The sequence below is a fragment of the Kitasatospora sp. NPDC059812 genome (assembly GCF_042732075.1).
Classification (GTDB): domain Bacteria; phylum Actinomycetota; class Actinomycetes; order Streptomycetales; family Streptomycetaceae; genus Kitasatospora.
The window spans coordinates 36,871-58,623 of sequence record NZ_JBHWIO010000044.1 but is presented as its reverse complement, the minus strand read 5'-3'; the positions used below and the strand labels follow the sequence as shown (position 1 = coordinate 58,623).

Below are 21,753 nucleotides of genomic sequence, written 5' to 3'. Positions count from 1 at the left end.
CGATCGGGCCACCGTCCAGGCGGTCGACACCGTGCACCTCGCCCCGCACGCCGTTCCTGGTGGGCCCTGATCGGCCGGCCCCCCCGAAGAGGAGTACAGATGTCCGTCGTCCTCGACACCACAGGGATACCGTCCGCCGACCGCGCCGAGTACTGGCACGAGGCCGTCTCCCGCACCTTCATCCCGCTCGACGTCGCCCTGTGCGAGGACGCGCCCGCGCCCGCGGCGATCACCAGCCACCGCCTGGGCGCCGTGCAGGTCTCCCTGGTCCAGGCCGGACCGCAGCGGGTCGAGCGCAGCGCGGGCCTGATCGCCCGCGGCGGGGAGGACCACCTCACCCTGGCGCTCCACCACCGCGGCACCGCCCGGCTGGTCCAGGACGGCCGCCAGGTGGAGCTGCGCCCGGGCGCCTTCGCGATCTCGGACGCCGGGAGGCCGTTCGTCAAGGAGCTGCCGGAACCGTTCGTCTTCACGGCGTTCCACTGGCCGCGCTCGGCGGTGGGCGTCACCGAGGAGGACCTGCGGGTGCTGACCGCGACGGCCTTCGACACCTGCGACGACACCGCCCGCCTGGTGGCCGCCTACCTGGAGTGCCTCTCCCGGTCGGCCGGTTCGATGGAGCCACAGGTGGCCCGCCGGCTCGCCGCCACGGCGCTCGACCTGCTCGCGGTGCTCGCCCACGAACGGCGCGGCAGGGCCGCCCCGGAGGCGCCCGAGGCGGCCCTGGCCACCCTGGCCCGGGTGAAGGACCACATCCTGCGCCACCTGGGGGACCGGGACCTCTCACCGGAGCGGATCGCCGGGGCCCATCACGTGTCGGTGCGGTACCTGCACAAGCTCTTCCGCTTCGAGGGGGTGACGGTGGCCCGCTGGATCCAGCGCCAGCGGCTGGACATGTCCCGCCGGGACCTGGGGCGTCCGAACGCGGGCCGGGCGACCGTGGCGGCGGTCGCCGGCCGGTGGGGCTTCGTGAGCGCCAGTCACTTCAGCCGGGCCTTCCGGGCCGCCTACGGGGTCTCGCCGCGCGAGTGGCAGGCGTGCGCACTGGCGGGCCCGGCCCGGGGAAGCGCGGTGCGGCCGGCCGGGCAGCCGGTCCCGGCCGTCCGGCCGGCGGGGTACGGCATCGCGGTGTGACCGCCCCCGCCGCTCACCGGCCGTTGTGCAGCTCCGCGACGTAGCCGCCGGGGAACCGCACCATCGCGGTGTCCCGGCCGCCCGCCCGGACCGGGCCCGACAGCACCGAGGCGCCGGCGGCCTTCGCCCGCTCCAGGGTGGCGCCGAGGTCCGCCACGCCGTAGCCGGTGAGCTCCCGGCCGAACGGGTACGGCAGGTGGCCGTCCGTCACGGCGACCGTCGTGGTGCCGAAGCCGGAGGTGAGGCGGACGAGCCGGTAGGCGGTGCCGGGCAGTCCGATCGCGGCGCCGTCGGCCCGGCGGTCGTCGGAGACGATCCGGCCCTGGGTGAAGGCGAGGAAGCTGTGCAGGAAGGCGCCCACCGCGTCCGGTGACAGGTAGAGCCGGTTCTCCGGCACGCTGGCCAACTCGGGGTAGGACGGCGGGGTGGTGTGCACGTAGAGCTGGGCACTGACGCCGCCGGGGAACTGGACGACGGCGTCCCGGCCGATCGGGTCGGCGAACGGCGCCACGGTGACGGCGGCTCCGTCGGCGCGGGCGGCGCGGACCGCCTGGTCGAGGTCGGTGACCAGCCAGCCGGTGCGCTCGGTGCCGAACGGGTACGGGACGGGCGTGGTGTAGTCGAACACCGACAGCGTGCCGACCGGGGAGAGCACCAGCTCGGAGAGCGTCCGGCTGGGCGTGGGCGTCACCTGGGTGGCGTTCGGCCCGATCGTGCTGCCGCCGAAGGTGGCCACCCAACTGGCCGCGAACGCCTGCTCGGTGCCCGGTTCGACGTACACGTGGGTGGAGTCGTACTGCGGGCCGACGGCGAAGGTGTGGCGGCTGGCCGGTGCGGGCTGGGCCGCCGAGGCGGCGGGCAGGGCCGTCAGCGCGGCGATCGCCGCGGCGAGCGGGACGAGGCGTCGGGCGAAGCGTCGCATCATGGGGAAGCTCCTGATGTTCTGACGTTGTGACGGTGCGGTGGGTTGCTCAGACTGTCGGCGCGGCCCAGGGGGCGTCGGGGCCGTCGGCGGCCGAGAGCCGGTGGGCGGCCAGCGCCGTGCCGAGGAGCAGCAGGGCGGCCAGGGCGAGGGCCGCGGCAGGCCGCCCGTGCAGGACCAGCGCCGCGCCGGCGAGGCCGCCGAGCAGCATCGCCAGGGCGGAGAGGATCCGGCGGCCCGGGCGCGGCGCCGTGCCGCCGGCCGCCGTCGAGTCGGAGGCCAGGCCGGTCAGGGTGAGGGTGAGGACGGTGGTGGTCAGGTCGGGTACGGCGAGCCGCCGGGCGACCGCGTTCTGCAGGCCCATGCCCAGGCCCAGCAGGACGATCAGGACGTAGTCGGCGCCGCCGGCCGCGGCGGTGGCGGCCGCCGCGGCCGTCAGGGCCGTCTGGACGCCGACGGCCAGGGCCAGCAGGCGTCCGCGGTGGGCGGCCGACCGGCTGCCGAGCCGTCCGCCGACGAGTGCGCCGGCCAGGAAGGAGGCCAGCGAGACGAGTGAGGCGGTGGCCGACAGGCCCGGGGCACCGGCCAGGGCGAAGCCGAGGAAGACCACGTTGCCGGTCATGTTGGCGACGAAGACGTGCCCGAGGCCGAGGTAGCTCACGGCGTCGACCACCCCGGTCGCCACCGTCAGCAGCAGCATCAGCGGGGGGAGGGGCCCGTGCCGGTCGGTGCGCAGCGGGGCGAGGGTGCGCAGGGCGTCAGTCAGCAGGGCGCGCAACGGCGGCCGCCTCCTCGGGTGCGGGCGGGTGGTGCAGGACCACCCGGGTGAGCAGCCCGCTCGCCGGGCCGAGCACGGCGGCCGTGACCGACAGCCAGAGCGGCCAGGCGGTCAGGCCGACGGCGTGGTCCACGGACCACCGGCCCGGGCCGGTGAGGGCGAGCGCTCCCGCGACGACGACCAGCACCAGCGGGTACTCGTAGCCGTCGTCCTGCACCCAGAGCCCGTGCGGCAGCTTGACGGTCATCGCCACCGTCATCACCCCCATGGCGACCATGGCCGCCGGCGGGGTGAGCGCGCCCAGGGCCAGGAACAGGCCCGAACCGACCTGCCCGGCGCCCGCGGCGAGCGCGGTGAGCGTCCCGCCGCGGAAGCCGTCGTGCCGGAACTCCTCCGTCCCGCCGGCGAGGCCGTTGCCCCCGAGGCGGTGGCTCACCTTCTGTACCCCGTGTCCGGCGATGAGCAGGCCCACCACCACGCGGAGGATCAGCAGTCCGGTATCCATCGTGTCCTGTCCCTGGTCCCTGTTCTGACGGAGCGTCGGTGGTGGGTGTCAGCCGGCGGCGTGCTCGCCGATGACGGCCTGGGCGTAGACGATCCCGAGGCCGTACGCGCCGCCGTGCTCCTTGACGATCTCCGTGACCACGCCGTACGTCTCCGTCCGGGCCCAGTCGCGCTGGAGCTCCAGCAGCACCTGGACCCAGGTGACCGGCACCGCGCCGGCCTGCGTCATCCGCTGGATCGCGTGCTCGTGGGCCTGCGGGGAGACGCCGCCGGAGGCGTCGGTGACGACGTAGACCTCGTAGCCCTGGTCGATCATGGACAGCACCGGCAGGACCAGGCAGACCTCGGTCCACAGGCCGGCGATGACGACCTTGCCGCGCCCGGTGGCCTTGACCGCCTCGACGACCGCCGCGTCCTCCCAGGCGTTCATCGAGGTGCGGTCGAGGACCTCGGCCTTGGGGAACACCGCCGCCAGCGGCGGCAGCAGCGGGCCGGAGAAGGACTCGGCGGCGACGGTGGTCAGGACGGTCGGCACCTCGAAGGCCCGGGCGGCCTTGGCGAGGCCGACGGTGGCGTTGATGATCGCGGTGCGGTCGCCGCTGCCGGTGCCGAAGAACATCTGCGGCTGGTGGTCCACGAACAGCACCACGGCGTTGTCGGGGGTCAGCAGGTCGGGGCTCGGGGTGGGGCTGACCTGGGTGAGGTCGACCATGAGGGGGTTCCCTTCGGTGTGTCTCGGCAGGGCCCCCCGCCGGGGGGGCGCGCGGGGGGGGGGGGGGGGGGGGGGGTGTGGGGGGGGGGGGTGGGGGGGGGGGGGGGGGGGGCGGGGGGGGGGCCGCGCGGCCGCGCCCCCCGGCCCCCCCCGCCCCCCCCCCGGGGGGAGGTGGATCAGGGGCCGGGGGAGGTGGATCAGAGGAGGAAGCAGGGGTCGAACGGCTGGTGGTGCTCGTCCGCCAGGCCGCGCGCGACCCGCCAGCGGTGGTGCAGCTGCGACTCGGCGACGACCTCGCCGAGCAGCTCCGCCTGGCGGGCGCCCGCGCCGGAGGTGCGACCGGAGGCCTGGTAGCCGCCGAAGTGGGCGACCGGGCTCCAGCCGGGGCTGACCGGCGGGAGCTCCTCGTCCATGCCCTCGTACTCGGCCGCCGCGTGGACGATCCGGCCGCCGACGACCGTCAGCAGGGACTCGATGGACGGGATCTCCGGCTCCGGCACGGTGAAGTAGTCCTCGGACAGGACGGCCAGGTCGCCGTAGCAGCCGGTCCGCAGCACGCCCTTGACGTCCTGCTCGCCGGTGAGGGCGGCGCCGGCCGTGGTGTACATCGCGAGCGCGGTCGCCCGGTCCACCCGGTTCTGCGGCGGCCGGATCGCCGACCCGCCGACCGTGCGCCCGGAGACCAGCCAGTGCAGGGCGACCCAGGGGTTGTACGAGGACACCCGGGTGGCGTCCGTACCGGCGGCCACCGTCAGGCCGCGCTCCAGCATCGCGCGGATCGGCGGAGCCTCGGCGGCGGCGCCGACGCCGTGGCGGCGGGTGAACACCTCGCCCTGGAAGGACAGTCGGTTCTGCACCGACAGCGAGCCGCCGAGGGCCGCGATCCGGTCCAGGCTGTCCCGGGAGACGGTCTCCGCGTGGTCGAAGAGCCACCGGTTCCCGGCCGGGAAGAGCCCCTCGGCGGCGAGCTTCTCGAACACCGCGAGGTCGCGCCGGATCGTCTCGTCGTAGGTCGCGTGCAGCCGAAAGCCCCAGCCGTGCTCTGTCAGCAGGCGGACGGCCTTCTCGAACTCGCCCTCGTAGGGGCCGAGTTCGGGGCGTGGCTCGGCGAAGTTCTCGAAGTCGGCGGCGGCCCAGGTGAGGTTCTCGCCGGCGCCGTTCAGCCGCAGCCAGGCGTCGCCGTCCCCGGGGCGGACCGTCTCGATCCAACGGGTGAGGTCGTCGAGCTCCTGGCCGGGGGTCTGCGGGAACAGGTGGTAGGCGATGCGGAGCGTGAGCAGGCCCTCGCGGGCGAGTCGGGTCACCGTGGCGTAGTTCTCGGGGAAGCTCTGGAAGCCGCCGGCGGCGTCGATCGCGGAGGTCAGCCCGAAGCGGTTCAGCTCGCGCAGGAAGTGCCGGGTGGAGGTCGCACGGTCCTCGCCCTCCAGCACCGGGGCCTTGGCCAGCGTCGAATAGAGGACCAGGGCGCTCGGCGCCGCCAACAGCATGCCGTTCGGCTCGCCGCCGCGGCCCCGGACGATCTGGCCGCCCTTCGGGTCCGGGGTGTCGCGGGTGTAGCCGACGGCGCGCAGGGCGGCGCGGTTGAGGATCGCCGACTGGTAGAGGTGGAGGACGAACACCGGGGTGTCCGGCGCCGCCTCGTTCAGCTCGGCGGGCGTCGGGAGCCGCCGCTCGGCGAACTGCTCGGCCGACCAGCCGCCGACGACCCGCACCCACTGGCCCCTGGGGGTGCGGGCGGCCTGCTCCCGCAGCATCGCCAGCGCCCGGCGCAGCGATGGCACGCCGTCCCAGCGCAGCTCCAGGACGTAGTTGAGGCCGCCCCGGATCACGTGCAGGTGCGCGTCGTTGAGGCCGGGCACCACCCGTCGGCCCAGCGCGTCGACCACGACGGTGGACGGGCCGATGGCCGGGGCGACGTCCGGGTCGTCCCCGACGACGGTGATCACGCCGTCGCGGATGGCGAGGGCGCCGGCCTGGGGGCGGCGGGCGTCGCCGGTGTGGATCTTCGCGTTGCGGACGACGACATCGGCGGCGTTCTCGGCGGCTTCCTCGACGGCCCGGGGGACCAGCCCACCGACGGGTATTGCAGGCACCTCGACGGCCTCCTGTCACGGGATCGACCTGCCGCCCGGGTGCGGACGGCGGGTGGAGGCTTCCGAGCGGGCCGGGGCCAAAGCCCCGCCCCGTCCGGGCTCCTGACGAGACGTTAGGCGCGGCGGTGGTGCCGGACTTGGCCCACAGCGCACCGGCCCCGGTCCGCGAGCGCACCAGCCGCCCGCAGCGACGATCGTGCGCGGGCGGTCGATGGCGGAAGACGGAGGGGTCCGTGGTGCCGAAAGGGGAAGGTGCCCGGCTGTCGGACACCTTCCCCTGCTGGTCGCCGAGGTGCTCCTGCCGCCCGGCCCGGCCCCGCCGCGCGGGCTACAGCGCGGCCTGCTGGGGCCGGGTGGGAACGACGATGACGGTGGGGGTGTCGGCGGTCAGGGCGGCGGTGAACTCCCGCTCCAGGTCCTCGGTGGTCTCCACGTCGACGGCGTGGCACCCGAAGCCGCGGGCCACCGAGGCGACGTCCAGTCCGGGCAGGTCGAGCCCGGGCACCCCGGGGGTGTCCTCCAGCAGGGCGAACGACTTGAGGATCGAGTACTCGTGGTTGCGCATCACCACGTAGACGATCGGGAGGCGGTGCCGGGCCGCCGTGTAGAGGGCCTGCACGGAGTACTGGAAGGAGCCGTCGCCGATCAGGCCGATCACCGGGCGCCGCGTCCCCCGGTCCCGGTCGGCCAGCGCGACGCCGACCGCGGCCGGGACGGCCCAGCCGATGCCTCCGCTGGCCGTGGCGAAGAACGAGCCCGATCGGGTGGTGGGCAGCCATTCGAGCTGCTGCGCCATGGTCGACGTCGACTCGTTGACGATGACGGCGTCCGGCGGGCGGACCCTGCTCAGGGCGGCGTGGACCTCCGGCGGGGTGAGCGGCCGGCCCGGGGCGGACGGCAGCACGCGGGGCCGCGGCATCGGTTCCGGAGCGGTCCGCGCCGAACCCTCCTCGACCAGGTCGAGGAGCAGCTCGATCGCCCGCCGGGGATCGCCGAGCAGGCTGTCGCCGACCCGCGCGGCCGCGGCCGCCTCCGGGTCGCCGGTGATCTGGAGCAGCCCGGTGCCCGGGGGGAGGTAGTCGCCGGGTACGTAAGGGTAGTAGCGGAACACCTCCGCGCCGATCACCACCACCAGGTCGTGCCCGGCCAGCCGGTCGCTGATGGTCTTCACCGACATGCCCAGCGGGCCGGCGAAGAGCGGGTGGTCCTCGGGGAAGGAGACGCGGTCCCCCAGCGGGGCGCCGTAGACGGCGGCGCGCAGTCTCTCCGCCAGGGCGACGGCCGCGTCCCAGCCGCCGCTGCGGTCGACCTCCGGCCCGAAGACGAGTGCGGGTCGGCGGCTGGCGGTGATGCGCTCGGCGAAGGCCCGCAGCCGCCCGGGGTCGGGGGCCACCCGCTCGCTCACCGTCCGCACCCGGGTGAAGCCGGACAGCGGCCGCTTCCAGTCGTCCATCGGGATCGACAGGTAGACCGGGCCGGCGGGCGGCTGGAGCGCCTGCGCGTAGGCGCGCATGAAGGCCTCGGGGACGTCCTCGGCGCAGGCCGGTTCGTAGGACCACTTCACCCAGGGCTTCGGCAGCTGGGTGGCCTCGCGGTTGCCGAGGTACGGCTCGCCGATCACCAGCTCCCGGTGCTGCTGGCCGGCGGTGACGATCAGGGGCGTGTTCCCGTGGTGGGCCGCCACCAGGTTGCCCAGCGCGTTGCCGGTGCCGGCCGAGGAGTGCAGGTTGACCAGCGCGGGGCGGCCGGTGACCTGCGCGAAGGCGTCGGCCATCGCGAGGGCGGACGCCTCCTGGAGCGCGAGGACGTAGGCGAAGTCCGCGGGGAAGTCCTGGAGGAACGGCTCCTCGGTGGAGCCCGGATTCCCGAAGACCGTGGTGAGTCCGAGCGTGCGCAGCAGGTCGTACGTCACGGTGCGGACGGTGGAGTGCTCAGCCATGGGCGCCAACGCTTTCACCCGGGGCGTCAGGGCCTCAGGGCTTGCAGGGACGGGTCTCGGTCCAGCCGGCCGGCAGCCTCGTGGGGCGGGACGGCGACGGGGGCGGCACGTCGGCTCCGATCGTCACGCCGACTGGCTCTTGCAGGAGAGCATCGGCACCGAGGGCCCCGCAACCGGACGAACGGGATGCCGGGCCCTGGGGCAGGGCGGGTCGGCCGCCGCCTCGGCCGGTGCGCGGGCTAGGTTCGGGTCCGTGACCGGCAACGACGCGGTCCTGGCGCTGATGGTCGCCACGGCGCTGGGCTTCGACTTCACCAACGGCTTCCACGACACCGGCAACGCGATGGCGACCTCGATCGTCACCGGCGCCCTGCCGCCGCGCGTCGCGGTCGCGGTGTCGGCGGTGCTGAACCTGGTGGGCGCGTTCCTGTCGACCGCCGTGGCGGCGACCATCGCCAACGGCCTGGTCGCCACGGGGGAGGTGACCTTGACGGTGGTGTGCGCCGGTCTGGTCGGCAGCATCCTGTGGAACCTGGCCACGTGGTACCTCGGGATCCCCTCCAGTTCCTCGCACGCGCTGATCGGCGGGGTGGTCGGGGCGACGGTGGCGGCTGCCGGGGCCTCGGCCGTCAAGTGGCAGGGGCTGGTCTCCAAGGTGATCGTGCCCGCGGCGCTGTCGCCGTTCATCGCCGGTGGGGTGGCCGTGGTCGGCACCCTCCTGGTCTACCGCCTCACCCGCGACGTGCCCGAAGGCCCCCGCGGGCGCGGCTTCCGGCTCGGCCAGATCGGCTCGGCCTCCATGGTCTCGCTCGCCCACGGCACCAACGACGCGCAGAAGACCATGGGCGCCATCACCCTCGCCCTGATCGCCAACGGCACCCTGCCCGCCGGGGCGAAGGCGCCGGACTGGGTGATCCTCTCCTGTGCGCTGGCGATCGCCCTGGGCACCTACATCGGCGGCTGGCGGGTGATCCGGGCCCTGGGCAAGGGGCTGGTGGAGATCGAAGCGCCGCAGGGGATGGCCGCCGAGTCGGCCTCGGCCGCCGTGATCCTCTGCTCCACCGACTTCGGCTACTCGCTCTCCACCACGCACGTGGCCACCGGGTCGATCCTGGGCTCGGGGGTCGGCAGGAGCGGCGCCGTGGTGCGTTGGCAGCTCGCCCGCCGGATGGTGACGGCCTGGCTGCTCACCCTGCCGGCTTCCGCGCTGGCCGGCGCGGTGGCCTACTGGGCCGCGAACGGGATCGGCGGGACGGCCGGTGTGGTGGTGGTGATCGTCGGCGTGCTGGTGCCGGCGTCGGCCGCCTTCTTCGCCGCCTCCCGCCATCCGGCCGTGACGCCGGAGAACGTCAACGCCGCGTGGACCGGTTCGGTGACGCCGGAGCCGGTCAAGGCCAAGGACGAGGTGAGCCCGTGAACTCCTGGATCAACCTGGACGCGGTGTGGAAGATCGTCGTGGTGGGCCTGCTCACCGGCGCCGGCCTGCCCGCGCTGTTCGCCCTCGGCCTGCGCCTGCTCAACCCGACCGGCGCGGCCGGCGAGCCCGCCGCCGTCCGGCCCGCCGCCGGGCCGGTCGGCTCCACCCTGGCGGGACTGATCTTCGCGGTGGTGCTCGCGGCGATCGGCTGGGGCATCTCCGTCATCGTCGGCCACCGCTGACCGCCCGCCGTCCAGGCCGTCTCGGCGAGTGCCGATCCCGCTCGTCACTGCGGGTGCTGTCGTGCTTCGTCCGTCCCCTGCCGTCCGTCCCCTGCCGTCCGCCTGGAGCGCACCACCAAGCTGCCGCGGTAACGCACCTCGGAACTCGGGGAACATCCAGGGCGCATCGTGATCCGATGGGCGTCCGGACTCCGGCCGCATGCCTGACCTGCCGCCGGAGTCTCCACCATGTCGGCGGTCGACCCCGCCTGCCGATCATCCGACAGGGCGAGGAGCGCATCATGCCGGTGGACGAGGGCTTGACCAGACGGGAGAACAGGCGGGAGAACCAGCCGGGGGCGGGCGAACGGGTCCGTACGGGCCGACGCAATCGGGTGCGGCCGGACGGCGAGCTCGTGGCCGACCCGGGGCGGGGGCTGTTCTGGGGGAACCGGGGCTCGCTGCTCGGCGCCGGCGGCCAGCCGACGCGCAAGCCGTCGACGCGGGCCTGGGTCTGCTGCGTGCTGGAGTTCAAGGACTGGTGGCGGGTTCAGTGGCAGCCGGGCCGGCTGACGGAGCTGTACTTCCTCGACGAGGCCACGGCCCTTGCCGCCGGGCACCGGCCGTGCGGGCTGTGCCGCGTCCCGGACTACCGGCGGTTCCAGCGCAGTTGGGCCGACACCCTGGGAGGCGGCCTTCCCGGCGCGCCGGAGATGGACAGCAGGCTGCAGGCGGACCGGCGAACGCCCGACGGGCGCCAGCGCACCTTCCGGGCGGCGGCCGGCGACCTGCCGGACGGCGCGTTCGTCCGCCTGGACGGTGAGGCCGGGCTGATGCGGCAGGGGTGCTGGCGGCCCTGGTCGATGGCCGGGTACGGCGCGGCGCGGGCGGTCGCCCCGGACCTTCGGGTGGAGGTGCTCACCCCCGCGGTGACAGTGCAGGTGCTGGTCGGCGGGTACGCGCCCGTCCTGCACCCGTCCGCCGGATGAACGGGAGTGGCTGCGGCTGAGGCCCGCGCCGGGCACGTTCCCACCGGGTGAAATTCGGATCTCACGTTCTCGGTACCCGCACCGTCTTCCAGGTGGGACAGCAGGTGCAGAAGGCGGCCGGGCACGGCGACGACCCGAAGAAACCGAGCGGAGGCCGCCGGACTTGGAGGAGGGCAGTGCCGGCCGCGACCGGCCGGCTGTTTCGGGAGCTCGAACACATCGGTTCGGATTCAAGGTCTACGGCAGGGCGAGGATGAGGGAACCGTTCGAGAAGGCGGTCGAGCAGCACGGCGCGACCGTGCTGCGGGTGTGCCGGGCGCTGCTGGGGACACACGACGCAGACGACGCCTGGTCGGAGACGTTCCTGGCGGCGATGCGGGCCTGGCCGGGGCTGCCGGAGACGGCGAACGTGGAGGCGTGGCTGGTGACGATCGCCCGGCGCAAGGCGATCGACGTGCTGCGCGCCGCCGGACGCCGGCCGCTGCCGGCCGAGGAGTTGCCGGAGGAGCCCAGTTCGCTGGGCGTTCCGGGCGCTGACGACGGGGAGCTGTGGGAGATGGTGGGGCGCCTTCCGGGCAAGCAGCGGCAGGCGGTCACGTTCCGCTATCTGGCCGGGATGTCGTACGACGAGATCGCGGCGGTGGTGGGCGGGAACACCGCGGCGGCGCGCCGGGCGGCGGCGGACGGTCTGAAGAACCTACGAAAACACTATCCGGGCGCGACCTCGAGAGGAGCATCTACATGAGCGGCACCCGATCCCACGATGACGTCCTGAGCGTGCTGTCGGCTCCCGTCGACGCCGGGACCCTGGCCCGGCTGCACCGCCGGCTGGAGGCCGAGGCCCAAGCCGCCGCCCTGGTCGACATCGCCTACACCGTCGTCGACTCCCCGGTCGGCCCCCTGCTGCTGGCCGCCACCGACCGGGGCCTGGTCCGTGTCGCCTTCGCGGTCGAAGGCCACGACCAGGTCCTTCAGGCCCTGGCCGACAAGGTCAGCCCGCGCATCCTGCGCGCCCCCGGCCGGCTGGACACCGCCGCCCGGGAGATCGACGAGTACTTCGACCACCGCCGTCGCGCGTTCGACCTGCCGCTGGACCTGTCCCTGTCCAAGGGCTTCCGGCAACTGGTCCAGCAGCACCTGCCGGAGATCGGCTACGGCCAGACCCGCAGCTACCGCCAGGTCGCCGAACTGGTCGGCAGCCCCAAGGCGGTGCGGGCGGTCGGCACGGCCTGCGCGACCAACCCGCTGCCGGTGGTCGTCCCCTGCCACCGGGTGCTGCGCACCGACGGCACCCTCGGCGGCTACATCGGCGGCCTGGAGGCCAAGACCGCACTACTGGAACTGGAGGCCGCGGCATGACCGCCACCGCTGCGAGGGCGAACACGAGGGCGACGGCTCCCGGCGCGGACGCCGCCACCGGATCCGGGCCGTGGGCCGGCCGGGCCGAGAGCGCCGACTGGGACGCGGTGGCCGCCGAACTCGACGCGTTCGGAGGCGCGTTGCTGCCGCAACTGCTCGCCCCGGACGAGGCCGGCCGACTCCGGGACCTGTACGGGCGGCCCGAGCTGTTCCGTTCCACCGTCGACATGGCCCGGTACCGGTTCGGGGCCGGCGAGTACAAGTACTTCCACGTCCCCTACCCCGAGCCGGTCGAGCAGCTCAAGCAGGCCCTGTACCCGAGGCTGCTGCCCATCGCCCGCACCTGGTGGGAACGGCTCGGCCGCACCGCGCCGTGGCCGGACACCCTGGACGAGTGGCTGCAGATGTGCCACGCGGCCGGGCAGTCCAAGTCCACCGCGATCCTGCTGCGCTACGGCGCCGGGGACTGGAACGCGCTGCACCGTGACCTGTACGGCGACCTGGTGTTCCCGTTGCAGGTCGTGATCAACCTGGACCGGCCCGGCACCGACCACACCGGTGGGGAGTTCCTGCTGGTCGAGCAGCGCCCCCGCGCCCAGTCCCGCGGTACCGCCACCCTGCTCCCGCAGGGCCACGGCTACGTGTTCACCACCCGCGACCGGCCCGTGCGCTCCGCGCGGGGCTGGTCCGCCGCCCCGGTCCGGCACGGCGTCTCGGCGCTCCGCTCCGGGCACCGGCACACCCTGGCCCTGGTCTTCCACGACGCCGCCTAGCATCCCCGGCGGCCGCCGTCGGTCTGTCCGCATTCACCGCGCCCGCCCGCCCGCCCGCTCCTGCCGGCCGGGCGCGGTGCGCCACCTGGACCTCTGCCGGTCATCGAAGAGCGCTGACGAAGAAGGCACCCCATGAATCCCCTGACCAGCCCCCTGCTGACCGACCCCCCACCGCCGGGCCCCGACCTGGCAGTCACCGACACCGAAGTCACCGTGCTGGTCGCGCTGGCCCAGGCGCGCGGCGCCCGGAGCATCGCCGTCGGCTCCGGCCGGACCCCGGCCGCGCTGGCAGGCGCCGACGCGATCACCCGGGCCTGGCAGGCCGCCGGCGGCGTCGTGGCCACCACGACCACCTGGCCGGAGACCGCAGCCTCCTGGCTGTGCCAGGCCCGCCACTTCGCCGACGCGCCGGCCGACGTGTGGGTGATGACCGGCCCGGAGGTCGGCTGGGCCCAGGTGGCCCGGCGGCTGCTGTGGTCCACGTCCTGGCGGCCCGACCGCACCCTGGCCACCGCCGCCATCGGCCGCCCCGCCACGCTGGCCCTGGTCGGTGCCCGGCAGCTGCGCGGCCTGACCGGAGCCGACGCGAACGGCGCCACCTGGACCGTCACCGACGGCGGCGGCCTCACGGTCACCGGCCCCGGCCCCGGCAGATCACGGTGACGGCGCTGTCCGACCTGCCGGAGGTGCCGCGCGATGCGGTCAGCCCCGCCCCCGGGGGCACCCCTGTTGCCCCAGGACCCCCGCACTCCTCGTGATCCCGCGTATCCACGCGCCTTTCGGGAATCCTGCCCGGCCCAGCCTTCGGCCGCCCCGCCGTCCTGCCCGGCCGACTGCTGCCGGAACGCGTCTCACGTTTCGGTGCGCCCGCGCGTCTTCACCACAGACAGCAGGCGCAGAGAGGAGATCGACATGGACGTCCGGCACGCCTACGTGGACAGCCCGGTGGGACGGCTCCTGGTCGTCGCCGGCGACAACGCCCTGATCGGGCTCTACTTCCCGGGCTACCGGTACACGCCCCGGCCCTCGGCGTGGGGCCGGCGAGCCGACACCTCGGCCGACCCGGTGCTCGCCCAGGCCCGCAGCGAACTCGACGAGTACTTCGCCGGAAAGCGGCAGGTGTTCGACGTCGCGGCGGCGACGAACGGCGACGAGTTCCAGGAACAGGTCTGGGCGCAGCTGCGCCAGATCCCGTACGGCGCGCGGATCACCTACGGCGACATCGCGGTCGAGCTGGGCAGCAAGGGGTTCGCGCAGTCCGTGGGCCAATCCGTGGGGCGCAACCCGGTGAGCATCGTCATCCCCTGCCACCGAGTGGTGGGCGCGGGCGGCAAACTCACCGGATTCGGCGGCGGACTGGAGCGCAAGCAGCTCCTGCTGGACCTGGAGGAGCCGGTCGAGACCCGGGCCGGACGACTGTTCTAGCCGCGCCCCGGCCGGGCGGCCCGACCGCGAACGCCCGGCACCCCCTGCCCCTTTGAAGAACAGCGAGGAACCCTTCCCCGATGGCCAGCGACACCGTCCCCGCCCTCGCCCCCGAACACCCCGTCGACCCCGGGGTGGTGATCGGCGAGGACGGGCTCGCCCGCCCCGCGTGGGCCGGCACCGATCCGCTGCTCCGCCAGTACTACGACACCGAGTGGGGCATGCCCGTGCGCGACGAGCGCGGCCTGTACGAACGCATCAGCCTGGAAGCCTTCCAGGCCGGGCTGTCGTGGGCGACGATCCTGCGCAAGCGCCCGGCGTTCCGCGCCGCGCTCGACGACTTCGACCCCGACCGGGTCGCCGGCTACGGCGACACCGACGTCGAACGCCTCATGGCCGACGCCGGGATCGTCCGCAACCGCGCGAAGATCCTCGCGGCCGTGGCCAACGCCCGGGCGACCGTCCGGCTGCGCGAACACGGCGGCCTGACCGACTTCGTGTGGGGGTTCAAGCCACTCGACACCCCCAGGCCGCGCACGTTCGCCGAGATCCCGACCACCTCCCCCGAATCGCAGGCCCTGTCCAAGGCCCTGCGCGCGCAGGGGTTCGCGTTCGTCGGCCCGATCACCATGCACGCCCTGATGGAAGCCATCGGCATCATCGACACCCACCTGCTGGACTCCCACCGCCGCGGTTCCTCCGGAATCTGGCCGGAATGACCGCCTCACCACCCAGCGCCCCTGCCCAGTGAGGCCGTTCGGCTCGTCCTCCTCGTCCTCGTCATCCTCGGACTCGGCAGTCCACCAGAGGTCGATTCGGTAGGTTTCCAGGACCTGTCGGTGGGTCGCGAAGACTTCCTCCGAGTTGAGTTGGCCTTCCGCTGTTGCGAGTTGGGCGTGAAGGCTGCTCTGCTGGTCCTCGGCGGTCTGGCGTCCCTTCCAGGAGACACGGCCGCTGTACAGGCCGGGACGCGGCAGGTCGGAGCAGCCTGCGAGCTCGGGCGAGAACGCGCGGATGACCACGCATCCTGTCGGCGTATCCAGCAACACCTCACGTGCGTCCTCGGCCTCCCAACTGCTGTCAGCCGGTGCCGGGCTGTCCCAGACACGCACGACGATCTCGGTGGGGGCGGTTCCCTGGAGGCTGTGGACGTAGATCTGCGTACCGGTCCCGGCGACCACGTTTCGTCGGCTCTGGACGAGGGCTTCGTTGCTCGGGACGGTGGCGTCCGAGTCGTGCACCACGATCTTGCCGTTGTCGGGGCAGGCTTCGGTGCGGAACTCGAAAAGGACAGGCACAGTGCTCTCCTCGGACGTGGGTCGGGCCCGGCTACGCGATGATTGTGTGATCAAGTCACCAGTGTCGGAGCGGTGTGAGACATTGCCGTTCGTGACCACTGACATGAACGAAGCTCTGGCTGGATTGGATGCGATCGACTGGACGGCGTTGCATCACGCCTACGGCGCCGCAGGTGACGTTCCGGGCCAGTTGCGGGGCCTGACCGCCGAGGACGCAGGCGAGCGAAAGAAGGCCCTGCACCATCTGTACGGCAACATCTTTCACCAGGGAAGCCGCTACCAGGCATCGGCGGTGGCCGTTCCGTTCCTGGCTGCACTGGCAGCCAATGCGGCACTGCCGGGCCGCGTCGAGGTCCTCGGGTTGCTTGCCTCTCTGGCCATCGGCTATGACGAAACGCACTTGCCGGGCGGAGTCGACGTGATCGGTTGGCGGGAGGACGTCGAAAAGTTCAGAGTGAAGGATCCGGCGCAGATAGCTGTCGAGTACGACGAGTGGGTCTCCCAGGCGCGGGATGAGGTCGAGCGGCGTGTACGCGAGATGGGGCGCGCGATGTTCGACTTCGAGGGACAGCTCCAGGCAGCGGACGCCGAGATAGCGACCTACGACGCAGTGCGTCAGGAGCTACTGACTTCGGCGCTTCAAGGTGGCGGTGGGAGATCGAGGAAGAGTCCGGCTCCGGTGGGGAAGCCATCGAGGATGTCGGGGTGGTACTTGACTCGGTTGCGGACGGGCGTGACTAGTCGGTCCGGGGCGATGCTGGTGAGGTTCGCGAGGCTGTGCTTGACGTAGGCCGGCAGGGTGTCTCGGTTGCGGCTCGCCCCACCGTCGCCCAACGTGAGGGGATGGGTGATCGTGCGCGGGGTGGACTGGCCGGCTGGTGGGTGGAGCTGCCCCCTGCGGCGGGAACAGCGGTGATGGCGACCGGGATCGTCTCCATCGGGCTGCACTTGGTCGGGCAGGAGGTACTCTCCCGGATTCTGCTCGTCCTCGCCGCCCTTGCGTGGCTCGTGCTCGCTGTCGACTTCGCGCGGCGGCTGGTGCGCGACCGAAACCGGTGGGAGACCCAGGCGGACACGCCGCCCGCGCTGACCGCTGTGGCCGCGACGACCATCCTCGGGACCTGGTTCGCACTGCTGGGGTGGACGGGTGTCGCCGTCGCGGCGCTGGTCGTGGCGGTGCTGGTCTGGCCGGTGCTGCTGACGGCGGTGATGCAGCACTGGCGGCGGCGCTTGCCGGGCACGGTGTTCCTGGTGTGTGTCGCGACACAGGGCCTGGCAGTGCTGGGCGGATCGCTGGCCATCTTGCTGCCGTCCGGGTGGCTCGCCTGGCCGGCGTTGGTCTGCTTCGGGCTCGGGTTGGCGCTCTACCCGGTCGCCTTCGTCCGCTTCGATCGCGGCCAGGTTCGGTCTGGCGCGGGCGACCAGTGGGTGGCGGGCGGGACGCTGGCGATCTGCGCGCTCGCCGGGGCGAAGTTGCTGGTCGTGCCCGCCTGGCGCGGCACCGCCCTGCACGACGTGCTGCGTCCGCTCACGCTCGTCGCGCTCGCGTTGTCGGCGGGCTGGTACGCCGTCCTCGTCTTCGCCGAGGTGCGCTGGCCGCGTCCACGCTACGACATGAGGCGGTGGGCGACGGTCTTCCCGATGGGTATGACGGCCGTCGCGACCTTGTCCGTCGCCGACGCCGCAGCCCTGGGCTGGCTGCGGACGCCGGGCCAGGTGCTGCTCTGGGTCGCCCTCGCCGCGTGGGTGCTCACGCTGGCCGGGCTGGTCAGATACACGGCCGCCCGCCCGCGGTGACCTGTACTGGGAGGGTGGCCGGAGCCTGCGGCTGCCCGCCACCTCGGTATGCCAGGGATACTGACGTCGGCGTTCAAGGCGATGGCGGTGGTAGGTCGAGGGAGAGTCCGGTTCCGGCGAGGAAGCCGTCGAGGACGTCGGGGCGGTACTGGAGTCGTTTGAGTCGATTGCGGACGAGGGTTGCGAGTCGGTCCAAGGCGACGCTGGCGAGGTTCGCGAGGCTGTGCTTCACGTGAGCCCACAGGTACTCGACCGCGTTCAGCTCGGGTGCGTAGGCGGGCAGGATGAACACCGTCAGCCAGCCCCGTGTACTGATCAAGTCGCGCATGGCATGGGAGACATGAGTGTTGAGCCGGTCCCAGACCAGCACGATCGGCGCCCTGACCAGCTGGTGGACTCCATCGATCAGAGCGATGTAGTCGCGCTCGGACAGGCTGCGGCGTTCGCCCTTGCGGCCCGTGTGGTGCCGCAGCCGGTGGCACATGCGGGTCCGTGAGCCCGGGCGCACGGCGATCAGGCCGGCGACGGAAACCCGTCCGGAGCCGCGGCCACAGACTCTGACGACCGGGGTGATGCCGCGCCGGCCCCACGTGAGGCCCTTGGGCGGTCTGCGGGTGAACCCGGCTTCGTCCTCGAAGCAGATCCAGCCGTCACAGGCCGCCCGGGTGCTTTTACCTCCGCCCAGGTCGCCTCCCTCCACGCGGTCACGGCCCGCTCGTCGCGTTCGGCGGCCCGCCGCGCGGGGACCTGCGGGCTGAAGCCGAGCCGGTGCATCAGGCGGGTGGCACCCGAGACGCTGTAGGACACATGGAACTTCCGGCCGATCAGCGTCGCCACCCGCGCGCCGGTCCACACCTGGTCCTCGTCCCAGCCGTGAGCGGCCGGGCCCTGCTCCAGGTAGGCGGCCAGCTTCTCCTGGCAGCGCGCGGACAGCTTGCACCGCCGGCCGCTCGCGCCTCGTGAGGCCAGGGCCGCCACCCCGCCCTCCATCCAGTCCTGGTGCCACTGGTAGGCCGACTTCGAGCTCACCCGCAGCCTGCGGGCGACCTCCGGCGGCCCCAGCCCATCGGTGAACAACCCGGCGGCCTCCAGCCGCACCATCTCGCGGCGCTGACGACCTTTCGCCGTCAGCCCGCCCCCATCCGCATATCGCATACCTACGACATAGCGCGCAGATGACCATCAGTCAGCTACACAAACAGGCCAATCACCCCGAAGCGCCGAAGTCAGTAACGGACCTGTACACGCTGTTGGACGACGACGATCCGGCTGTGCGTGCGGCAACGATCTACCTCCTGGCCTGGTTTCCGGAAGAGTCGAAGCACACGCTGCCGAAGTTGCTGCGGTTGCTCAATCGAGAAGCGATTCCGGAGCTCGTCTCCACGGCACTCATCGCTGTGGGCTTGCTTGGCGACATGGAACTCGTCCACCGTCTGAAGCCATTCCTGGACGCCGAGGAGCAACTGGTGCGATGGGCAGCGGCGACCGCCCTCGTGCGCGTGGAGTACGCGGGGGCCGAACCCGCCCTGGGCGCTCAGGTTCTTTCTGAACTGGCTGCTACCGAAGCCGAACCACCACAGGCCGGACCACTCGGCATTGCGTTCTACGACGGAGATCTGCGCGGCTACGCTGCAACGAGCCTGACCCTGCTGGGTGATCGCTACCCCGTCGAGGCACTGGACGCTGTGACAGAGGGACTGGCCGGCACCTCTGGCCCGGCCAGCTTCGCGATCACTGCGGCTGCCCTGCGCCTGGCCTTCCGAGCGCCGTGCCAGACCAGTCTCCCTGTGTTCGCAGACCTGGAGAGCCGACAGCAGCGCCTGGTCCGTGTCCTGGCCGCGCTTGACCAAGACACATGGAGGTGGGCCAACTTCCTGGAGATCCTGCGAGCATGGGGCCTTCCCCGGGATCGAACGGCAATGCGCATTTACGCGAGCATGCCCAACTAGCAGAATGGCGTCTGAACGGGTTTTGCTGCCAGGGCGTGGAACGGACACCAAATCAGCGTAGGTCTCGCATGCTGCCCGATTCACATACCGTCAGTGATTCCGATCAACGCCTGCGAAAATCATTTATGAGTCCATTTTTCAGAGCCTGGCGACAGGCGTGAGGCGTTCAGGCCGATGGACCCTGAAACGCAGACTTTCCGTAGGCGGAGCTGGCTGTTTCAGCCCGCTCCGGTGACCCGGTGCGCGGACGTGCCACCCGAGAGGCCGGGTGCAGTGGCGACGTCCTGCATGCGGGAAGGCAGCTCGCTCCAGTTGTGCAGAGCGCCCTGGAGGAGGTTGTCGAACTGTGCCTTGCCTTCGTTGACCAGAAGGTCGCGCAGGCAGGCGCACTCTCGCATCATGCCGCCGTTGGTAAAGCAGATGAAGATGCCGGCCGCCTGAAGGCCGCGTGCCGCAACGGCCACCTCGTGTCCGAACGGCAGCGGTACCCGGGCGGCGAGTTCCCGTGCGAAGATCTGCTCGATCCGGGGCCGGCCCAGTGCGGCCCACAGCCTTCCGACAAGGTCGCCGAGCAGGCTGTGGAGCGACTTCTTGCCGTCCAGGAGTGCCCGGGCGAATGACGCGAGGGTCTCGCATCCCTTCCCGCGGTGGCGTTCGACCAGGGCTTCCCACGTGGCCTCGCTCACGTAGTGCAGTGCCTGGGAGGCGATAGCGTCGTCTCCGCCCCTGGACACAACCTCGGCGCAGGCCTGTGCGGCGTTGTCCATCTCGGCCTGGCTCACGATCCGCGGCACCCTGGCGCCGGGGCGCGGCCTGCGGCGTTGGGCCGGGATGACCGGTGCCCTGGAGGTGTGCGCGGGGCCGACGCTCGGCGTGGCGCGGTTCGAGGACGGGCTGGGGCGGCGGGTCCGCGACACGGTCGGCGGCGCCGGGGAGGAGCGGCGAGCCCCCCTGGGGGACGGTCCGAGGGGACGGGGTCCGCCTGGGAGTCCTTGATGTTGGTGGCAGCGAAGACCGGCCTGCTTCACCCGGTTCCTGCAGAGCGTTCTGTCCTTCTTCATGGCACGACACCTGTTGACCATCCGCAGACAGTGACCGAACGCGCACTGTCAGGCAAGGGTCCGGGGTGGACCACCGTCCAAATCCGGTCACGACAGCACCGAGACCCACACCGATGTCGGCCGATGGTGGCTGTCCGGCGTCGCGGCGGAGCTGTTCGTTGATGCGTAGGGCTTCTTCGTGTTGGTCTTCGAGGATGTCGAGGGAGTCCACTGGCGCGGCGGCCTCCGCCGCTGCCAGGACCTCGGCCAGTCCGATCCGGTCATGCGCCATGCCGGCCTCCTCTAGCCCGGGCTCGTCTTCTCGCTTTTCCACCAGCGCGACGAGCCACGGGATCACTCTCTCCGCCGGCGCGCCCGGATGTGGCAGCCCTTGCCCTTGCCCCAGGAGAAGACCAGCCGGTTGGGGTCGGGGACGTCCGCCCCGGGCGGCATCGCCACTGCCGCCCGGCCTTTGTCGGCGCCGCCCCTCGATCCCAGGCACTCCGCCCGCGACCTCCTCGAAGACCTCCTCTTCGGCATCCACGGCTGTTGGCTCTTCCACGACGAGCACGACGACCGCGACGGCGCGGACAACCTCGGCGCCGACGGCGACGAGAACCTGGACGACGAACAGGCCGAACGGCACCAGGACCACAGCCGCGAACGCTTCGCCCACCTCGTCCGCAAAACCGCTTCCCCGGGAAGAGGCTGAAATTCCACCACCCGCCAGAGCAGGCCGAGTAGCCATGCCCACCCCACCTCGCTCCCTGACACGGCGGCCGCTGCGGGCCTTCTCGCGGCAGCAGGCGACGCGTTGGCCCCGTCCACATCGGTGGTCACCCTGGGCATAGGAGGCAACGACAACAACACCTTCAGCACCGCTGTCCGCGGCTGCGAGGTCATCGACGCGCTCAGCGTGTTCGACATCGGTTCGCCGTGCGCGGACTTCTACAAATCGACCTTCGCCGACGCCATCGCCTCGGACGAGGCGAACATCGCCGGGGCCCTCCAGCAGATCCATCGACTCGCGCCGCAGGCCAAGGTCTTCGTCGTCGGCTACCCGGACATCCTGCCGCAGAGCGGCAACTGCCGGCCGCAACTGACCCTCACCACCAAGGACACCGCCTACCTCGACGGCATCGAACTGGCCCTCAACTCCATGCTGCGGCGCACCGCCCAGGGCAACGACGCCACCTACGTCGACACCTACACCCCGAGCGTCGGGCATGACGCCTGCCAGAGCGCGTCCACTCGCTGGATCGAGCCGCTCGTCCCCGCCGGCGCCTACGCGCCGTTCCACCCGAACGCGGTCGGTCAGCAACACACCGCTGCGGCCGTCGAAGCCGCGCTGCGGGCCGCCGGCGTCAGCTGAGGGCCCGAGGCCGCAGACCGCAGCGGGTCGA

The 21,753-nt window shown here is 72.6% G+C and carries 22 protein-coding genes and 2 pseudogenes; 15 read left to right on the top strand and 9 right to left on the bottom strand.

Annotation, left to right across the window (positions count from 1 at the left end):
* The first annotated feature begins 99 nt into the window (after nucleotides 1-99).
* Nucleotides 100-1,134, top strand: a complete 1,035-nt coding sequence (locus ACFV6D_RS22200) for a helix-turn-helix domain-containing protein (RefSeq protein WP_380560889.1) — start codon at nucleotides 100-102, stop codon at nucleotides 1,132-1,134.
* A 13-nt stretch (nucleotides 1,135-1,147) separates the two neighbouring features.
* Here the strand turns inward: ACFV6D_RS22200 and ACFV6D_RS22195 are convergent, their stop codons facing one another.
* The 6 genes from ACFV6D_RS22195 to mdlC form a co-directional block, all read right to left on the bottom strand.
* Complete coding sequence (locus tag ACFV6D_RS22195; RefSeq protein WP_380560888.1) at nucleotides 1,148-2,059, bottom strand: VOC family protein; 912 nt, start codon at nucleotides 2,057-2,059, stop codon at nucleotides 1,148-1,150.
* A 46-nt stretch (nucleotides 2,060-2,105) separates the two neighbouring features.
* On the bottom strand, nucleotides 2,106-2,834 hold the full coding sequence (locus ACFV6D_RS22190) for a YoaK family protein (RefSeq protein WP_380560887.1): 729 nt from the start codon (nucleotides 2,832-2,834) through the stop codon (nucleotides 2,106-2,108).
* Nucleotides 2,815-3,339 carry a DoxX family protein gene (locus ACFV6D_RS22185; protein ID WP_380560886.1) on the bottom strand — a complete coding sequence of 175 codons (525 nt, stop codon included), beginning with the start codon at nucleotides 3,337-3,339 and terminating at the stop codon, nucleotides 2,815-2,817. Before ACFV6D_RS22185 ends, ACFV6D_RS22190 begins: the two co-directional genes overlap by 20 nt.
* Nucleotides 3,340-3,387: 48 nt before the next feature.
* Entirely contained in the window at nucleotides 3,388-4,050 is a 663-nt protein-coding gene (locus tag ACFV6D_RS22180; protein WP_380560885.1) for a hydrolase, read from the bottom strand.
* A 197-nt stretch (nucleotides 4,051-4,247) separates the two neighbouring features.
* The gene (locus ACFV6D_RS22175) at nucleotides 4,248-6,143 is read right to left on the bottom strand and encodes an amidohydrolase (protein ID WP_380560884.1); all 1,896 of its coding nucleotides are present in this window, start codon (nucleotides 6,141-6,143) and stop codon (nucleotides 4,248-4,250) included.
* Between the two features lie 328 nt (nucleotides 6,144-6,471).
* Nucleotides 6,472-8,082: a benzoylformate decarboxylase gene (mdlC, locus tag ACFV6D_RS22170; protein WP_380560883.1), complete on the bottom strand. Its 1,611-nt coding sequence runs from the start codon at nucleotides 8,080-8,082 to the stop codon at nucleotides 6,472-6,474.
* A gap of 253 nt (nucleotides 8,083-8,335) precedes the next feature.
* Here mdlC and ACFV6D_RS22165 point away from each other — a divergent pair, with 253 nt between their 5' ends.
* The 11 genes from ACFV6D_RS22165 (at nucleotide 8,336) to ACFV6D_RS22115 (ending at nucleotide 17,361) form a co-directional block, all read left to right on the top strand.
* Nucleotides 8,336-9,499 carry an anion permease gene (locus ACFV6D_RS22165; RefSeq protein ID WP_380560882.1) on the top strand — a complete coding sequence of 388 codons (1,164 nt, stop codon included), beginning with the start codon at nucleotides 8,336-8,338 and terminating at the stop codon, nucleotides 9,497-9,499.
* Nucleotides 9,496-9,741 (top strand): hypothetical protein, encoded by a 246-nt coding sequence (locus ACFV6D_RS22160; protein WP_380560881.1) that lies wholly within the window; start codon nucleotides 9,496-9,498, stop codon nucleotides 9,739-9,741. Before ACFV6D_RS22165 ends, ACFV6D_RS22160 begins: the two co-directional genes overlap by 4 nt.
* A gap of 281 nt (nucleotides 9,742-10,022) precedes the next feature.
* Nucleotides 10,023-10,709, top strand: coding sequence for a hypothetical protein (locus ACFV6D_RS22155; protein ID WP_380560880.1), 687 nt, complete (start codon nucleotides 10,023-10,025; stop codon nucleotides 10,707-10,709).
* Nucleotides 10,710-10,962: 253 nt separating this feature from the next.
* Nucleotides 10,963-11,454, top strand: coding sequence for an RNA polymerase sigma factor (locus ACFV6D_RS22150; RefSeq protein ID WP_380560879.1), 492 nt, complete (start codon nucleotides 10,963-10,965; stop codon nucleotides 11,452-11,454).
* On the top strand, nucleotides 11,451-12,068 hold the full coding sequence (locus tag ACFV6D_RS22145) for a methylated-DNA--[protein]-cysteine S-methyltransferase (RefSeq protein WP_380560878.1): 618 nt from the start codon (nucleotides 11,451-11,453) through the stop codon (nucleotides 12,066-12,068). Before ACFV6D_RS22150 ends, ACFV6D_RS22145 begins: the two co-directional genes overlap by 4 nt.
* A complete protein-coding gene (locus ACFV6D_RS22140) occupies nucleotides 12,065-12,841 on the top strand; it encodes a 2OG-Fe(II) oxygenase (RefSeq protein ID WP_380560877.1) in 777 nt (258 codons plus the stop codon). The genes ACFV6D_RS22145 and ACFV6D_RS22140 overlap by 4 nt, the downstream gene beginning before the upstream one ends.
* Before the next feature lie 132 nt (nucleotides 12,842-12,973).
* Nucleotides 12,974-13,504, top strand: a complete 531-nt coding sequence (locus tag ACFV6D_RS22135; RefSeq protein ID WP_380560876.1) for a hypothetical protein — start codon at nucleotides 12,974-12,976, stop codon at nucleotides 13,502-13,504.
* 249 nt (nucleotides 13,505-13,753) lie between these two features.
* Nucleotides 13,754-14,266, top strand: a complete 513-nt coding sequence (locus tag ACFV6D_RS22130) for a methylated-DNA--[protein]-cysteine S-methyltransferase (RefSeq protein ID WP_063352124.1) — start codon at nucleotides 13,754-13,756, stop codon at nucleotides 14,264-14,266.
* 80 nt (nucleotides 14,267-14,346) lie between these two features.
* Complete coding sequence (locus tag ACFV6D_RS22125) at nucleotides 14,347-14,985, top strand: DNA-3-methyladenine glycosylase I (RefSeq protein ID WP_380560875.1); 639 nt, start codon at nucleotides 14,347-14,349, stop codon at nucleotides 14,983-14,985.
* A 670-nt stretch (nucleotides 14,986-15,655) separates the two neighbouring features.
* Nucleotides 15,656-16,354: a hypothetical protein gene (locus ACFV6D_RS22120; protein WP_380560874.1), complete on the top strand. Its 699-nt coding sequence runs from the start codon at nucleotides 15,656-15,658 to the stop codon at nucleotides 16,352-16,354.
* A gap of 53 nt (nucleotides 16,355-16,407) precedes the next feature.
* Nucleotides 16,408-17,361, top strand: coding sequence for a tellurite resistance/C4-dicarboxylate transporter family protein (locus ACFV6D_RS22115; RefSeq protein WP_380560873.1), 954 nt, complete (start codon nucleotides 16,408-16,410; stop codon nucleotides 17,359-17,361).
* A gap of 73 nt (nucleotides 17,362-17,434) precedes the next feature.
* Here ACFV6D_RS22115 and ACFV6D_RS22110 read toward each other — a convergent pair.
* A pseudogene (locus ACFV6D_RS22110) lies at nucleotides 17,435-17,941 on the bottom strand (transposase); the annotation flags it as partial.
* Nucleotides 17,875-18,462, bottom strand: coding sequence for a winged helix-turn-helix domain-containing protein (locus ACFV6D_RS22105; protein WP_380560872.1), 588 nt, complete (start codon nucleotides 18,460-18,462; stop codon nucleotides 17,875-17,877). The gene ACFV6D_RS22105 and the pseudogene ACFV6D_RS22110, both read right to left, overlap by 67 nt.
* A 74-nt stretch (nucleotides 18,463-18,536) precedes the next feature.
* Between ACFV6D_RS22105 and ACFV6D_RS22100 the strand changes: the two genes are divergently transcribed.
* The gene (locus ACFV6D_RS22100; protein WP_380560871.1) at nucleotides 18,537-19,310 is read left to right on the top strand and encodes a HEAT repeat domain-containing protein; all 774 of its coding nucleotides are present in this window, start codon (nucleotides 18,537-18,539) and stop codon (nucleotides 19,308-19,310) included.
* A gap of 218 nt (nucleotides 19,311-19,528) precedes the next feature.
* Here ACFV6D_RS22100 and ACFV6D_RS22095 read toward each other — a convergent pair whose 3' ends face one another.
* Nucleotides 19,529-20,092 carry a hypothetical protein gene (locus ACFV6D_RS22095; RefSeq protein ID WP_380560870.1) on the bottom strand — a complete coding sequence of 188 codons (564 nt, stop codon included), beginning with the start codon at nucleotides 20,090-20,092 and terminating at the stop codon, nucleotides 19,529-19,531.
* Nucleotides 20,093-20,741: 649 nt separating this feature from the next.
* On the opposite strand from ACFV6D_RS22095, the gene ACFV6D_RS22090 reads away from it, so the two are divergent.
* Entirely contained in the window at nucleotides 20,742-21,062 is a 321-nt protein-coding gene (locus tag ACFV6D_RS22090) for a hypothetical protein (protein ID WP_380560869.1), read from the top strand.
* A gap of 90 nt (nucleotides 21,063-21,152) precedes the next feature.
* Nucleotides 21,153-21,722, top strand: a pseudogene (locus ACFV6D_RS22085) (SGNH/GDSL hydrolase family protein); the annotation flags it as partial.
* Between the last annotated feature and the right edge of the window lie 31 nt (nucleotides 21,723-21,753).